Raw genomic sequence first — 15217 nt, 5'->3', positions numbered from 1 at the left:
CGTCGTCCCGCTTTTTTAAGGGACTTTCTTCATTTCACAATTAAAATGTCATATTATTATTTCGGTAAGATTTAAACCTTACTCCGAATATTACTTCTCTTCTTGAGAAGAGTATATCGTATATAAGAAAAAATATACATTCTCATTGTATCTATCGTAATTTTCATTGTCAAGCGTTGTCTACTTTTACTTTCTTTACCTTCAGCCTTGAATGTGACCTAAATTTGAAAAGTAAGGAGCCTATTATACTGGAAAACCTTAGTAATTCCCATTTCTTTACTTAAAATATTTACATATCCTTCTTTACACAACCCATTTGAAGTCAAAAAATATTTTTATCTATAGTATTATGCTCCTTAATAGTAGATAAAAAAATAAAAGACACGAGACCGTGTCTTTTATTTTTTTAATCAAGAAGAGTTGAATCTTCTGCGCCCTCAGCACCAGAATCTTCACTAATTCCGTGATGCTCACGAATAAAGAAGGCAATTTCTTCTCTTAAATCTGTATTTTCTTTTAAGAACTGCTTCGAATTTTCACGACCTTGTCCTAGGCGTTCTTCATTATAAGAATACCAAGCACCGCTCTTTTGAACGATATCAAGCTCAGAAGCCATATCCAAGATTTCACCTTCTCTTGAAATACCTTCTCCGTACATAATATCAACTTCCGCAACACGGAATGGTGGTGCTACTTTATTTTTCACTACTTTTACTTTTGTTTTATTACCAACGATGTCGTTACCTTGCTTTAATTGCTCCGCACGACGCACTTCAAGACGGACAGTTGAATAGAACTTCAACGCACGACCACCTGGAGTTGTTTCTGGCACTATCTATAGATTTTCCATCTCTATAGTCCGGACTATCTCTTCATCTCTTTACAGAGAGCCTTGCACTTCCAGCAGTAGCCTATCATCTGCCGTACCCTACTCAGTTAACTAAAAGTCCTTTTCGGTAGTCTCTACACCTTCCCCATATCACTATGGAGCTTGGCACGGTATTACCCTAAATAATGGTGGGCTTCACCGTTAGCAACTATATGGATAGTTACACCCTTAGGCAATAAGGTTCACAAGGTTTTTAACATGCTATCACTAGCAAGGGAAACCCATGGTAAACTCCTTAATCTTTTCGATTAAGCAACTTGTAGTTGATTTCCGAACATAACCCCAACTTTTTCACGAATTTGGTTAATAAAGATTGCAATTGTTTTTGATTTGTTGATTGCTCCTGAAAGCTTACGAAGTGCTTGTGACATTAAACGTGCTTGTAAACCTACGTGCGAGTCACCCATGTCGCCTTCAATCTCTGCTTTCGGTACAAGAGCTGCTACAGAGTCAATTACGATAATGTCAACCGCACCACTTCGTACAAGTGCTTCCGCGATTTCTAATCCTTGCTCCCCTGTATCAGGCTGTGATAATAGTAATTCATCTATGTTAACGCCTAATTTTTGTGCATATACAGGATCCATTGCGTGCTCCGCATCGATGAATGCTGCTTGTCCACCTTGACGTTGTACTTCTGCAATTGCATGTAATGAAACTGTCGTTTTACCTGAACTTTCAGGTCCGTAAATTTCGATAATACGGCCACGTGGATATCCGCCTACTCCTAGTGCCACATCAAGTGCTAAAGAACCACTAGAAACCGTAGAAACTCTACGCTCTGCTTGTTCTCCTAATTTCATAATTGAACCTTTACCGAATTGCTTCTCTATTTGTTTTAACGCCATATCTAACGCCGCTTGACGATCACTCATTCAAAATTCCTCCTTAACTGAATTGCTAATCTTATTATACCTATTTTCAATTCAATTTGCCAACAAAAATCGAACATTTATTCGATTTTTTTATTTTCTATCAAATAATATTTAAATTTAAACGTAAAAAAACTAGAAGAAACTTATATCTCTTCTAGCTTTTTATATAAATGATAAAAACCATATTTTGCTGTTCGTTCTCTAATTTGTTGACGACTTCCGCTTAAATTAAGAGGAAAGACTACAGTTGGCTCATCCTTAATCGAAAGCCCAACAAATACTGTTCCTGGTTCTTTCTGTTCTGAAGCATCTGGCCCTGCTACCCCAGTGAAACTAATTCCGATATCCGCTTTTAATACATCCTTAACATTTTCAGCAAGATAACGAGCACATTCTTTACTAACTGCACCATCAGTATGCAACACTTCTTCAGGCACACGTAAAACATGTTGCTTCACATCATTATGATAACAAATGACACCGCCTTTAAATACAGAAGAAACACCAGCGTTTTCAGTTACTTGATTTCCAAAAAGACCACCTGTTAAACTTTCTGCACACGCTAAAGTTAACCCTTTTCTCTTCAATAACTCGATTGCCTTATAATGCAAAAATTCTTGGTCATATCCGTAGAAAAATTCTCCTACTCTTTCTAAAATCAAATCTTCCACATGTTGAATTAGTTTCTCCGCTTCCCTAACATTTTGATGCTTAGCGGTTAAACGTAATGTCACTTCTCCATCATTTGCTAACGGGGCAATTGTTGGGTTTGTTTGTCCATCAATTAAATCTTGCACTTTCACCTCTAATTGGGACTCCCCAATACCAAAGAAACGAAGCACACGAGAATAAATGTTTTCTCCTGTTGTAAAATTACGTAAAAAAAGCTCTACGTAACTTACATACATTGGTTTCATTTCTTTTGGCGGCCCTGGTAATAAAATATAAACTTTTCCGTTCTTATTTACCCCCATACCTGGCGCCATACCGTGGTCATTTGCAAATACTGTTGCTCCATTTAAAACGAGCGCTTGCTTTTTATTATTCTCCGTAAATTCACGGCCTGTACGCTTAAAGTAATTACTTATTAAGACTAATGCCTTTTCATCATACACAAGCTCTTCATCTAAACTAGCAGCTATCGTTTCTTTCGTTAAATCATCTTTTGTCGGTCCTAATCCACCTGTAAAAATAAGTATATCAGCACGTTCTTCCGCAGCTTCAATCGCCTTTTGCAGTCGCTTATTATTATCACCAACAACAGTATGATAGTACACGTTAATTCCGATTGAAGCTAACTTTTCAGATAAAAACTGGGCGTTTGTATTTGCAATTTGTCCAAGTAATAATTCAGTTCCAACCGCAATAATCTCAGCATTCATCCCAATTCCCCCATAAACTTCTATTTTGAGTTTACAAAAGCAGCTCTATTTTTCCAGAAATAATCCCATCCTGAAATAACAGTAAAGATTAATGCAATCCATATGAAGATATCTGCAACTGGAATATGGATTAAATTTAAAGGTACATCGTGTAATAAATATGCTGCAATTGCAATAATTTGTGTCCACGTCTTAATTTTTCCTAGTTGGTTTGCTGCAACTACTTCCCCTGTTCCAGCAAGTACAAGACGTAAACCTGTTACCGCAAACTCACGACTGATAATTACAATAACAATCCAAGCCGGTACATATTGCATCTCTACCAATGTAATAAGTGCTGCCGAAACAAGCAATTTATCAGCTAACGGGTCAAGAAACTTCCCTAAATTCGTTACAAGATTATATTTTCTTGCGTAATGTCCATCAATCCAATCTGTAGCTGAAGCAATGATAAAGATAAGTGCCCCCACTAAATGTTGAATTGGTAAATCAACATCACCAATTTTGTATGAACCCCAATCAAAGGGTGCTAACATAATTACCATAAAAATTGGAATTAAGAAGATTCTAGATATTGTAATTTTATTTGGTAAATTCACAGCTATTCCTCCATCATATCAAAAACATTTGTTCATCGAAAAAAAGTCATCGAAGCGATGACTGTTATTGTGCAGGTTGCTCTATCCCTTGGTTTTTTATCACCAATCTTTGGTGAAGTTCTTTTTCTGGATCCAATGGATAAGCGACCACTTGGCCATTCAGTTTAACTTCAACATTCGTTGCATTCCCAATATTAAGTCGCACTTCTTTTAATGTTGATACATCACGTTTTTCTATTTGGCCCTCTTGTACTGTAGCGTTTAGAATCACATTCCCAGCATCATCTTTAACATCTACATAACTCGCACCTTTACCCGATAATTCCAGTTCTAATGTTTTATTATTATGAATTTCCAAAGTAGATACCTTTCCAGTTGTTCCAACTACTTTCACTTCTTGCTGTCCAGTTGGTTGTGCTGGTTGCTCCTCTTTCTTTGGTTCTTCTTTCTTTGGTTCCTCTTTTTTTGGCTCTTCCGCTTTCACTTCATCTTTCTTCGTATCTAACGGAGAATCTTTCGCTTTTTGAACTTCAATTTTCTCACTTTGAGCGCTCGGAACTTTTTCATCATCTTTTCCAGTTAACGCTTGAAACACAAACCAGATTACCACTCCAACTGCGATTACTAACAGCGCAACTAAGATTTTCGGCATGTGATCTGCAATTGGCCATGATGAAGATTTTTGCATTGTTTCTTGTGTTTTTTGTCCCGTTGATACTTGTGGAACTTCACGCTTTTCAGATTGTGGTATCGTACTCTGATGTTCTACAAGCAGTTCCTCTCCATTTAATCCAACCGCATCTGCGTATTGTTTAATGAATGCACGCGCATAAAAAGCTCCTGGCAATACATCATAATTGCCTTCTTCAATTGCCACTAAATGGCGTTTTTGAATTTTTGTAATCTCATGCAGCTGATCAATAGACAAGCCTTTCGCTTCTCTTGCTTCTTTCAGCTTTTGTCCCAATTCCGTCACTACTAACACCTCAATATTTCTTTAAAAGTCAAACATAGAGAAATTATTTTGCGTACCTTGCTCAATTTCATCTACTAAATTATATTGAATTTCTTCATCATAATCGTTACGCAACTCGATAATATAATCAAAATCATCCAATGTGTATTCTGACTGACTCACAAATACATCAGGATGTTCCACAACTTTCGTTGCAGGCAATCTCATAATTTCACGAACGAGCTGCCAATGTCTTTCGTTAGCACGCTTCGTTGACACAATTCCATCTAGGATGAAAATATTGTCATCGCTATACTCATCTTCAATTAATTGACTACGAACAGTTTGCTTAATAAGAGTAGATGATACAAATAACCACCTTTTATTTGCACAAACACTTGCAGCCACAATGGATTCTGTTTTTCCGACACGAGGCATTCCGCGTATCCCAATTAGTTTATGGCCTTCTTTTTTCATGATTTCTGCCATAAAGTCTACAAGTAAGCCTAATTCATCACGCACAAATCGAAATGTTTTCTTATCATCTGCATCTCGTTGTATGTACCTACCATGCCTAACTGCTAGCTTATCTCTTAGCTTGGGCGGACGATATTTCGTTACCGTTATGTTATCCATCGTATTTAAAATTGATTCAAGTCTAGAGATTTGCTCTTGATTATCACACATAAGAAGTAACCCACGTCGTGCATTATCTACACCATTAATTGTGACAATATTAATGCCGAGCATACCGATTAACGAAGAAACGTCACCAAGCAAGCCAGGTCGGTTTTTATGTATTTCATATTCAAAATACCATTCAATCATCCAAGATCACTCCCCTTGCTTACTTTACACCTACGTACTATATTATATGATTTCACCTTAATAGGGAAGCTAAATGTATAATCTATCCTGTGTAATTATTATACAAAAAAAGTAGAGAGGAGAATCTCCTCTCTACTTTTACTTATGTTGTACGAACTTAACCATTAAATTTGCAATTGTATGTTGCTCCTGTTCATCAGCAACTTTCCAAAGCTCAGCTAATAATTTCTCTTGGTCATTGCGTCCTTCTACTTCATTAGCAAGATAGTCGCCAACACGAAATGCCATATCTGATACCGCACCGCCATCTAAACCTTTGTCTTGCGCTTGCTCTAAACGTTCTCCTAAAAAGCTCTTCCACTGATCAAAATTATCTAATACTGACATAATTAAGCACCTCACTATTGAGTAATAAAATCATCCTTAATTTGTGCAACTATTCATTTTTTATGTAAGAATTTTTTAGCAGTGCCAACCGCCATTCACTCCGATAATTTGTCCAGTTATGTAAGACGCTCCTGGTGATACGAGAAATGAAACTGTTTTCGCTACTTCTTCTGGTAATCCTATTCTACCTAATGGTATATCTTCAGCAATTCCCATTTTATCTTCTTCAGAAAAAACACTTAACATTTCCGTTTCAATTGCTCCTGGTGCTACTGCATTCACACGTAATCCACTTAAAGAAACTTCTTTCGCTAAAGCTTTCACATATGAATTTTGCGCCCCTTTTACCATTGAATAAAGCACTTCACAAGAAGCCCCTATTTGTCCCCATATAGATGAAACAATTACAATATTACCACTTCTTCTCTCAATCATAGGCGGAAGTGCCATTGAAAGTAATTTATATACGTTCTTCACTTGAAGTTCTACCATATAATCTAATTCATCGTTTGTTACATCTGTTACTAATCCAAAAATACTCTTCCCCGCTGCGTATACAATAACATCAATAGGATGTTCAATTTGTCCCCACAATCGTTCTGCTCCATCACTAGAAGCTAAATTAGCTTGAACAGGGATAACTTCTCCCCATGCCTTCTGCAATTCCAATACCTTTTCTTCACTGTTATTGTAATGAACATAAACTGTATATCCATCTTGAATTAATTGTTTCGAAATAGCAGAGCCAATCCCTCCGCTCCCTCCAGTTACTAACGCATACTTTTTCATAAATTCCCTCTCTTATCTCTACAACTTCAATTTTCACACAACTAAATAATACCCTCATCTTACAATTTTTCAATGATAAGATGAGGGTATCTTTAAAATTTTATTTTTTCGGTAACACCTGACAAACACTCATTTTTTCTTCTGATAACAATAATCCCGCTACTTCTTGTAAGTCTTGAACGGTTAGTCCTTCTAATACAGTCAATGCATCAAATAGGCTAGATTCATTAAACGCGTATCGTGTAAATTGATTTGCAATATATTCTGGTGAATTTAACGAGCGTAAAAAACCACCAATTTTCTTTTTCTTCACTCGTTCTAATGCCGTCGCATCTAATTGATCATAATCTGTTTTTAATAAAATATCTTTTAAACGATCTGCCAATTCATCAGGTTGTTTCGTATCACCACCAACCATTGCAAAACCGAAGTTATTTTCTTCTGTATAGTCATACGAGAATGAATCATCAATAAGTCCTTCATTATATAAAGCTTCGTAATGAACAGAACTTTTTCCAAATAAATAATCTAAAAGTAACGTAAGCGCAATTTCTTGTTTTAAAAGCGCTTGCCCCTTTTCTTTTAAATTAGTCGCTTTAATACCAACTAAACATTTCGGTGTTTGCACAGGCATTGAAATATTTTTTTTCTTTTCATTTACCTCATTTGGTTCTTCTTCAAATGAACGCACAATTTCTGGCTGGTTTTTATAATCTTTTTTCGCTTGATTTTCACGTACTAAATCCATTGTTTTCTCTGGATCAATTGCACCCACAACAAATAATAACATATTGCTCGGATGATAAAATGTTTCATAACATTCATATAATAAATCTTTCGTAATTTTACTAATAGATTCGATTGTCCCCGCAATATCAATTTTAATTGGGTGTTTTACAAATAAGCTATCAATTAACCCAAAGTACAAACGCCAATCTGGGTTATCTTGATACATTTGAATTTCTTGCCCAATAATCCCCTTCTCTTTTTCAACTGTTTTTTCAGAGAAATAGGGCTCTTGTACGAAGTTTAGCAATGTATTTAAATTTTGTTCTACGTTTGAAGTACCTGAAAAAAGGTAAGCTGTTCGTGTGAAGGATGTAAAAGCATTTGCCGATGCTCCTTGTTTACTAAACAATTGGAAAGCATCGTGATCTTCTTTTTCAAATAATTTATGCTCAAGAAAATGTGCAATCCCATCTGGCACACGAATCATTTCTTCTTTCCCTAATGGTACAAATGTATTATCTACAGAACCATATTTCGTCGTAAACGTTGCAAATGTTTTATTAAATCCTTGTTTCGGTAAAACATATACATCTAATCCATTAGGAAGTTTTTCATAATAGAGTGTTTCTTTTAATTGCTCATAAACAATTTTCTCCACTTACTCTCCCTCCGTTCCTTGTAAAAAGTAAATTGTATCTAGTTCAATATTTTTAGCAACTTTTACAATTTCTTCTTTTGTCACACTTTCTATACCTGTAAGCCATTCTTCAACTGGACGTGTACGATCTGAAATAATGCCATGATATAGCATTTCTACAAAGCCACGTGGTGTATCAATTGCCTCTAATATTTGATTTTGGATGACACTTTTTGTTTGATGTATTTCTTCTTCAGAAAACTCTCCGTTTTGCATCGCAAGCATTTGTTCTTTAATAATCTCAACTGCTTTTTCATAATTTTTCGCTTCAATTCCTGACATAACAAATAATAAACCTTTATGACTTTCAAAGCGCGATGCTGCATAGTACGCTAAACTATTTTTTTCACGCACATTTACGAATAACTTAGAATGAGAAAAGCCACCAAACAATCCATTGAACAATTGCAATGCAAAATAATCTTCATCTTTATATGTGACAAATGTACGATAACCGATGTGTAATTTACTTTGTTTTAATTCTTGTTTTTCAACAACTTCTTTTTCTTCATTATTTCGTCTATGAAGGAGTACATTTCTTTCTCTCACTGGACGAGCTGAAATAGAAAAATACTTACTTACAAGATCAACGGCGTTTTCTGAAATATCACCAATAATATATAGATCCATTTCATCTTCCGCTAACACCTTTTGATAATATTGATACAGACTTTCATTTGTAATAGACATAACACTCTCTTTTTTTCCATTTGCACTTAAACGATACGGTTCTACTTTGCACATTTCTTCAATTAAACGCTCGTTTGCATAACGCATTTTATCGTCATAAGTAGCTTCAATTCTCTGTAACAGTGCTCTTTTTTCACTTTCTACGATAGAAGATAGGAAACCGTTGCCCTCCGTTGCTGGATGTAACACAATATCTGACAACATAGAAAGCGCTTTTTCAAATAACGGTGGTGCATCATGTAAGTAAACTTCATTTGCAATGTCTACATAAATAGAGATAATATGGTCTTCCCCTTTTTTACTTACATCTACCGCTAAAGAAGATCCGTATAATTCTTCTAAATATTGACGAAGACGAATTACAGAAGGTAATTTTTCTGTCGCACTTTGCAATACGTATGGCAATAAGGCACGCTCTGTCACCGTCTCCTCATTTAAAGGCGCTTTAAAACGAAATACAAAGGTATTCGTTTTATATTTATCAGTCGGAATAATATGTACGCGCAAACCATCTAACTCATGTAGTTGTTGTTCCATTAGTTTCATTTATAGCCCTCCTTTACGTATATAGGAATATTCCTCTTCAATATACAGTTTTTAGAAATAAAAAATCAACTTTTCTCCCTTATTATGCTTACATATGATTCTTTCTAAAAACTTTAATATGTAAGGAACATAGTAAAATTCCGTATTAAATATATTCTATGTAAAAAAGCCCACACTAATGTGCGAGCTTTTTTATACTTATAAAATACTTATCGTTTTCCTTTTTCATAAGGAGTTCCTAATGCTTTCGGAGCTTCAGAACGACCTACAAAACCAACAAGCGCTAATATTGTGAATACATATGGTAATATCGTTAATAAAACACTTGGAATTTGATCTAATACAGGAATTGTTCCGCCCGTTACACTTAGAGATTGCGCAAAACCAAAGAATAGAGCTGCACCTAATGCGCCTAGTGGATTCCACTTCCCAAAAATCATAGCAGCTAAAGCTAAGAAACCTTGTCCTGTAATAGTTGCCCCTGAGAAATTATTAGAAATTGACATTGCAAAAATCGCTCCACCGATTCCAGCAAACACTCCTGAAATACAGACTCCAATATAACGCATTTTATATACATTAATCCCCATCGTATCCGCTGCCATTGGGTGTTCACCAACAGCACGTAGACGAAGACCGAACGGTGTTTTATAAATAACATACCAAACAACGAATGCTAAAATAATGGCAATATACGACGTTATTGGTACGTTCGAGAAAAATATTTTCCCTAAAACCGGAATATCCGAAAGGCCTGGAATATCAATCTTTTCAATACGATACTGAATAAAGTCAGTCTGCCCTTTATCAAAAATCTTCTTAATTGCAAATACTGTTAAACCAAGAGACAAGAAGTTAATGGCTACACCACTTACAACTTGATCTGCTCGGAATGTAATAGAAGCTACCGCATGAAGTAATGCAAATAATCCACTACCAATTGCCGCAAATAATAATGCAATCCATGGAGTCATCGTTCCCCAAGTATCACCCATCAATAAGTTTGTAACAACTCCAATAAATGCACCAAATAGCATTAGTCCTTCTAATCCGATATTTACAACACCTGATCGTTCACTAAATACACCACCTAGTGCTGTGAAAATGATAGGTGCCGATGTATATAACGTACCCGTCACAAGAATGGCTAATATATCTAAAAAGCTCATTTATTTCCCCTCCTTGCTCATGCGTGTAAGCGCCCATCTTAACACATAACTACATGCAACAAAGAAGATGATACATGCAATAATTACATTAATAAGCTCTGACGGTACATCTGCCTCAAAGTTCATTTGAGGGGAAGCACTTTTCAAACCACCAAATAATAAAGCTGAAAGGATTATACCAAACGGATTATTCCCTCCAAGTAATGCTACGGCAATCCCATCAAATCCTACTCCTGTAAACGAAGACATCGCTGTCATACTCTGAAATGTCCCTAATCCTTCCATCGCTCCACCAATCCCCGCAAATGCACCAGCAATTGTCATAGAGAATACTACATTACGAGAAACTTTCATACCTGCATATTGAGAAGCATGCTGATTAAATCCTACAGACTTTAATTCGTAACCTAAAGTTGTTCGATCTAATAAGAACCACATTAAAATAGCGATTAAAATTGCTACAATAATTCCCCAGTGTAGACGTGAACCGTCAGTAATAGAAGCAAGCCAGTCTGAAGATAGTGACGCACTCTCTTTAATATCATACGTTTTGTCATTACCCGCATGTAAGAAACGCTTAATGATGTCATACGTTACATACAACGCAATATAGTTCATCATAATAGTTACAATAACTTCATTCACTTGAAACTTCCCTTTTAAATATCCCGGAATGAAGCCCCAAATTCCGCCCACCAATGCGGCAAATAAAATCGATAATGGAATATGAAGGAACGCTGGTAGTGAGACTGCATAACCGAACCAAACCGCTGCAAGCCAACCAACTAACAATTGACCCTCTACCCCGATATTAAATAAACCTGTACGAAATGCAAACGCCACCGATAAGCCAGCAAGAATAAGCGGTATCATTGTACGGAGCGTTTCACCAATCGCACTTGCGCTGCCGAACATTCCTGTCCAAAGTGCACTATAACCAACAATTGGATCATAGCCACTAACTAGCATTACAATCGCTCCTACAAGTAAGCCGAAAATAACGGATAGTACTGGGACTAAAATATTTATCGTTCGTTCTGTTAAAAGCTTTTTAGCCATTTGTACCCACCTGCTCCTTCTTTGTTCCTCCAGCCATTAACAATCCAAGCTGTTGTTCATTCGTTTCTTTCGCATCCACTATTGCTACAATTTCCCCTTCATAAATAACAGCAATTCGATCGCTAACATTTAAGATTTCATCTAACTCTAATGATAAAAGTAATACACCTTTTCCTTTATCCCTTTGCTCTATTAATCTCTTATGAATAAATTCAATTGCTCCTACATCTAAACCACGTGTTGGCTGTGCCGCGATTAATAAATCTGGATTTCGGTCTACTTCACGTGCAATAATTGCTTTTTGTTGATTCCCCCCAGATAGAGCGCGTGCTAACGTTTGCTCACTAGGTGTACGCACATCAAACTGTTCAATAAGAGCCTTTGCTTTTTCTGTAATTTTGCTGAAATTTAAAATCCCTTTCTTTGAAAATGGATTTTTATAGTACGTTTGCAGAACTATATTATCTCTAACAGAAAAATCAAGAACGAGTCCGTGTTTATGACGATCTTCTGGAATATGACCAATTCCTTCTTCTGTTATTCTTCTAACAGGCCAATTTGTTATTTCTTTTCCTTTAATTGCAATAGAACCTGACTCAACTTTTCGTAAACCAGTAATTGCTTCTATTAATTCACTTTGTCCGTTTCCATCAATCCCTGCAATCCCAACAATTTCCCCCGCACGAACAGTTAAGTCAAGGCCTTTTACAGCAGGTAGTTGACGTGCATCGTGAACAACAAGGTTTGCAATTGAAAGTACCTCTTCTTTTGGCTTCGCGTCTATTTTTTCTGTTTTAAAATTCACTTGACGTCCGACCATTAATTCTGCAAGTTTATTTTCATCCGTATTTGCAACGTCAACCGTTCCAATCCCTTTTCCTTTACGAATAATCGTACAACGATCGCAAACTTCCATAATTTCTTTCAACTTATGTGTAATAAGAACAATAGATTTTCCTTCTTGTACAAGCTTTTTCATAATTTGAATTAGCTCATGAATTTCTTGTGGTGTTAACACAGCTGTCGGTTCATCAAATATTAAAATTTCTGCACCGCGGTAAAGAGTTTTCAAAATCTCAACACGCTGTTGCATACCCACTGAAATATCCTGTATTTTCGCATATGGATCTACAGCCAAACCGTATTGTTCAGACAGTTTTTGAATTTCTTTAGCAGCATCCTCAACAGCAATTTTCCCTTTTTTCTTCGGTTCATTTCCGAGAATAATATTCTCTGTAACTGTAAAATTATGAACAAGCATAAAGTGTTGATGGACCATTCCAATACCAAGGTCATTTGCTATATTCGGATTTGTGATTTTTACAGGTTTACCTTTAATTTTAATTTCACCCTGCTCTGGTTGGTACAAACCAAATAGTACATTCATCAATGTGGATTTCCCTGCACCATTTTCTCCAAGTAAAGCATGTATCTCACCCTGCTTTACTTGCAGCGTAATATCATCATTCGCTACAATGCCTGGGAATACTTTCGTAATGTTATTCATCTCAATTACGTATTCCATTGTGTTCCTCCTTTTAACAGGGAACATTCCCTATTACACTATTAACTTATTAAGCAATTCGGAAGTTTTATACATACAAAGGTTAGTTCTATGAACTAACCTTTGCTATTTCTCTATTTATTTTTTTAGAGAAGCTTCGTATTCTTTATACTCTTTATCTGTAGCTGGCACTTTAATTTCACCGGCTGTAATTTTCTTTTCAAGCTCTTCTACTTTTGTTAAAATTTCAGGGTTAACTTTTTTCACGTTATCAGTTGTTTTTGAAATACCAATACCGTCATCTTTTAAGCCAAACTCTTCAATTTTCCCACCTTTTAAATTCCCATCTTTTGCTTCTTTAGCTACTTTTTCTACAGCTACATCAACACGTTTAATCATTGAAGTTAATGTTACATTTTCAGGCATACCTTCTTGATGTTGGTCACGGTCAACACCGATTACCCAAACATTTTCACCTTTTTTCTTACGGTTTTTCGCTTCTGTGAACACACCGTTACCTGTACCACCAGCAGCATGATAAATTACGTCTACGCCTTGACCATACATTGCTGAAGCAAGAACTGTACCTTTTTCAGGCTTATCGAATGCTTCTGCATATTCAGATACGATTTCAATGTTTGGATTTACTGCCTTTGCACCAGCTTTAAATCCATTTTCAAATTTACTAATTAAATCACTTTTCATTCCACCAACAAATCCTACTTTATTCGATTTTGTTGACATAGCTGCTACCGCACCTACAAGGAATGATCCTTCATGATCTTTAAACGTAATGCTCGTTACGTTCGGTGCATCTACAACAGTATCTACGATTGCAAATTGTTGTTTTGACGATTCTTTTGCTACTTCTTTAATTGCACCCTCTAATTTATAACCAATTCCGAATGTTAAATCATATTTATCTTTCGAGAATTTTTTTAAATTCGGAATATAATCAGCCTCTTTTTCAGACTGAAGGTAACGATAATTTGTCTTTTCTTTTAAACCATTATCTTTACCAAACTTTTGTAACCCTTCCCAAGAAGATTGGTTGAATGACTTATCATCAACGCCCCCAACATCCGTTACGAGACCAACCTTGAAGTCTTTATTGTCTTTCGTGTCTTTCTTGTCACTGCTCGCCTTATCCGAGTTACCACATGCACCTAAAACTGTACTTGCTGCTAATGTTAATGATAATAAAAGGCCTGCTTTTTTCTTCATACTAGAAACCCCTCCAAAAATGATATATATTTATTTATTCTTACGCTGCTGTTCCTTACTTCTTGCTGTCACCTCCCTAAAAAGGAATTTACCTACATACGCTTTCTTAATACGTGGAAGCTAAATTTATCAGCTCTAAAGTAATTGATAGAATATAAGATTGGCTCATCATTTTGATCATAGTGCATTTGTTTTAATACAAGCAGTGCTGTTTCAGGCTCACATTCTAAAATCGGTGAGATTTTAGGGTGATAGCCAATTGGCTCAATGTGGGCAACCGCATATGTTATGCGCTTATGTGTGTTATTATGTATCACCGTTAATAATGATTCCTCATTGTAACCCGATAAATCTGGCAATATTTCTTTTGCAAGTTTATCGATACAATACACAACAGGTTCCCCATCTGCTGTACGTACGCGTTCAATCATCACTGCATTAAAACCATCTTCACTATTAAACTTCTCTTTTTCCTCTTCTGTTAAAGTTGTAGTAGATGATGATAAAAAGATTGTTCCTGGTGTTTTCCCCACACTAGAAATCATATCTGTAATACTAGAAAGTTGTTCTATTCCAGAAGAAAATAATGGCTTTGCATTTACAAATGTCCCTACACCATGTCTACGAATGACAACATTTTCTTCTTCTAAAATACGCAACGCTTCCCTTAAAGTCGCTCTACTTACGCCAAGTTCTTTCGCTAAATCAAACTCTGATGGTAACTTTTGTCGTTCTTTATAAGCCCCATCTTTAATTTTTTCTTTGATGTGATCAATCACCCGTAGATATAGGTGACGACTATCGGATTTTACTGACATAAGACTCCCCCGCATTTCAATTATTCGACCTCTGATGTAAGACTTCTTTTCTCTTTTTTCAACTTACAACATAGTAC

At 36.0% G+C, this 15217-nt stretch carries 13 protein-coding genes and 2 pseudogenes; all 15 read right to left on the bottom strand.

What is annotated here, in order from left to right:
• Nucleotides 1-406: 406 nt before the first annotated feature.
• Nucleotides 407-829: pseudogene (locus GBN78_RS19820) on the bottom strand (recombinase RecA family protein); the annotation flags it as partial.
• A gap of 326 nt (nt 830-1155) precedes the next feature.
• Nucleotides 1156-1764, bottom strand: a pseudogene (gene recA / locus GBN78_RS19815) (recombinase RecA); the annotation flags it as partial.
• 143 nt (nt 1765-1907) lie between these two features.
• Nucleotides 1908-3146 carry a competence/damage-inducible protein A gene (locus GBN78_RS19810; RefSeq protein ID WP_152127639.1) on the bottom strand — a complete coding sequence of 413 codons (1239 nt, stop codon included), beginning with the start codon at nt 3144-3146 and terminating at the stop codon, nt 1908-1910.
• Nucleotides 3147-3166: 20 nt separating this feature from the next.
• Nucleotides 3167-3745: a CDP-diacylglycerol--glycerol-3-phosphate 3-phosphatidyltransferase gene (pgsA, locus tag GBN78_RS19805; RefSeq protein ID WP_001052967.1), complete on the bottom strand. Its 579-nt coding sequence runs from the start codon at nt 3743-3745 to the stop codon at nt 3167-3169.
• A gap of 64 nt (nt 3746-3809) precedes the next feature.
• A complete protein-coding gene (locus tag GBN78_RS19800; RefSeq protein WP_000137461.1) occupies nt 3810-4721 on the bottom strand; it encodes a helix-turn-helix domain-containing protein in 912 nt (303 codons plus the stop codon).
• Nucleotides 4722-4742: 21 nt separating this feature from the next.
• The gene (locus GBN78_RS19795) at nt 4743-5528 is read right to left on the bottom strand and encodes a DUF3388 domain-containing protein (protein ID WP_000574107.1); all 786 of its coding nucleotides are present in this window, start codon (nt 5526-5528) and stop codon (nt 4743-4745) included.
• A 138-nt stretch (nt 5529-5666) separates the two neighbouring features.
• Complete coding sequence (locus GBN78_RS19790; protein ID WP_000114450.1) at nt 5667-5915, bottom strand: DUF3243 domain-containing protein; 249 nt, start codon at nt 5913-5915, stop codon at nt 5667-5669.
• Between the two features lie 75 nt (nt 5916-5990).
• Nucleotides 5991-6704 carry an elongation factor P 5-aminopentanone reductase gene (ymfI, locus tag GBN78_RS19785; RefSeq protein WP_000759606.1) on the bottom strand — a complete coding sequence of 238 codons (714 nt, stop codon included), beginning with the start codon at nt 6702-6704 and terminating at the stop codon, nt 5991-5993.
• A gap of 100 nt (nt 6705-6804) precedes the next feature.
• The gene (gene yfmH / locus GBN78_RS19780) at nt 6805-8091 is read right to left on the bottom strand and encodes an EF-P 5-aminopentanol modification-associated protein YfmH (protein WP_152127638.1); all 1287 of its coding nucleotides are present in this window, start codon (nt 8089-8091) and stop codon (nt 6805-6807) included.
• On the bottom strand, nt 8092-9366 hold the full coding sequence (gene yfmF, locus GBN78_RS19775) for an EF-P 5-aminopentanol modification-associated protein YfmF (protein ID WP_000772405.1): 1275 nt from the start codon (nt 9364-9366) through the stop codon (nt 8092-8094).
• Between the two features lie 209 nt (nt 9367-9575).
• Entirely contained in the window at nt 9576-10535 is a 960-nt protein-coding gene (locus tag GBN78_RS19770; RefSeq protein WP_000008857.1) for an ABC transporter permease, read from the bottom strand.
• Complete coding sequence (locus GBN78_RS19765; protein WP_001085254.1) at nt 10536-11594, bottom strand: ABC transporter permease; 1059 nt, start codon at nt 11592-11594, stop codon at nt 10536-10538. It lies immediately after the preceding gene.
• Entirely contained in the window at nt 11587-13119 is a 1533-nt protein-coding gene (locus GBN78_RS19760; RefSeq protein WP_000456907.1) for an ABC transporter ATP-binding protein, read from the bottom strand. Before GBN78_RS19760 ends, GBN78_RS19765 begins: the two co-directional genes overlap by 8 nt.
• A 117-nt stretch (nt 13120-13236) precedes the next feature.
• On the bottom strand, nt 13237-14322 hold the full coding sequence (locus tag GBN78_RS19755; RefSeq protein WP_000725771.1) for a BMP family lipoprotein: 1086 nt from the start codon (nt 14320-14322) through the stop codon (nt 13237-13239).
• Nucleotides 14323-14414: 92 nt separating this feature from the next.
• A complete protein-coding gene (locus GBN78_RS19750; RefSeq protein ID WP_000114182.1) occupies nt 14415-15140 on the bottom strand; it encodes a GntR family transcriptional regulator in 726 nt (241 codons plus the stop codon).
• Nucleotides 15141-15217: the final 77 nt, after the last annotated feature.

Source organism: Bacillus sp. B2-WWTP-C-10-Post-4 (assembly GCF_009183805.1).
Lineage (GTDB): Bacteria > Bacillota > Bacilli > Bacillales > Bacillaceae_G > Bacillus_A > Bacillus_A cereus.
This window is presented reverse-complemented; position numbering and strand designations above follow the sequence as displayed.

What these genes read in the sequence shown, in the direction of transcription:
- GBN78_RS19810 (WP_152127639.1), bottom strand. Translation starts at nt 3,146, where the DNA reads ATGAATGCTGAGATTATTGCGGTTGGAACTGAATTATTACTTGGACAA.
- GBN78_RS19765 (WP_001085254.1), bottom strand. Translation starts at nt 11,594, where the DNA reads ATGGCTAAAAAGCTTTTAACAGAACGAACGATAAATATTTTAGTCCCA.
- GBN78_RS19755 (WP_000725771.1), bottom strand. Translation starts at nt 14,322, where the DNA reads ATGAAGAAAAAAGCAGGCCTTTTATTATCATTAACATTAGCAGCAAGT.
- GBN78_RS19750 (WP_000114182.1), bottom strand. Translation starts at nt 15,140, where the DNA reads ATGTCAGTAAAATCCGATAGTCGTCACCTATATCTACGGGTGATTGAT.
- GBN78_RS19760 (WP_000456907.1), bottom strand. Translation starts at nt 13,119, where the DNA reads ATGGAATACGTAATTGAGATGAATAACATTACGAAAGTATTCCCAGGC.
- GBN78_RS19790 (WP_000114450.1), bottom strand. Translation starts at nt 5,915, where the DNA reads ATGTCAGTATTAGATAATTTTGATCAGTGGAAGAGCTTTTTAGGAGAA.
- GBN78_RS19795 (WP_000574107.1), bottom strand. Translation starts at nt 5,528, where the DNA reads ATGATTGAATGGTATTTTGAATATGAAATACATAAAAACCGACCTGGC.
- GBN78_RS19770 (WP_000008857.1), bottom strand. Translation starts at nt 10,535, where the DNA reads ATGAGCTTTTTAGATATATTAGCCATTCTTGTGACGGGTACGTTATAT.
- ymfI (WP_000759606.1), bottom strand. Translation starts at nt 6,704, where the DNA reads ATGAAAAAGTATGCGTTAGTAACTGGAGGGAGCGGAGGGATTGGCTCT.
- yfmF (WP_000772405.1), bottom strand. Translation starts at nt 9,366, where the DNA reads ATGAAACTAATGGAACAACAACTACATGAGTTAGATGGTTTGCGCGTA.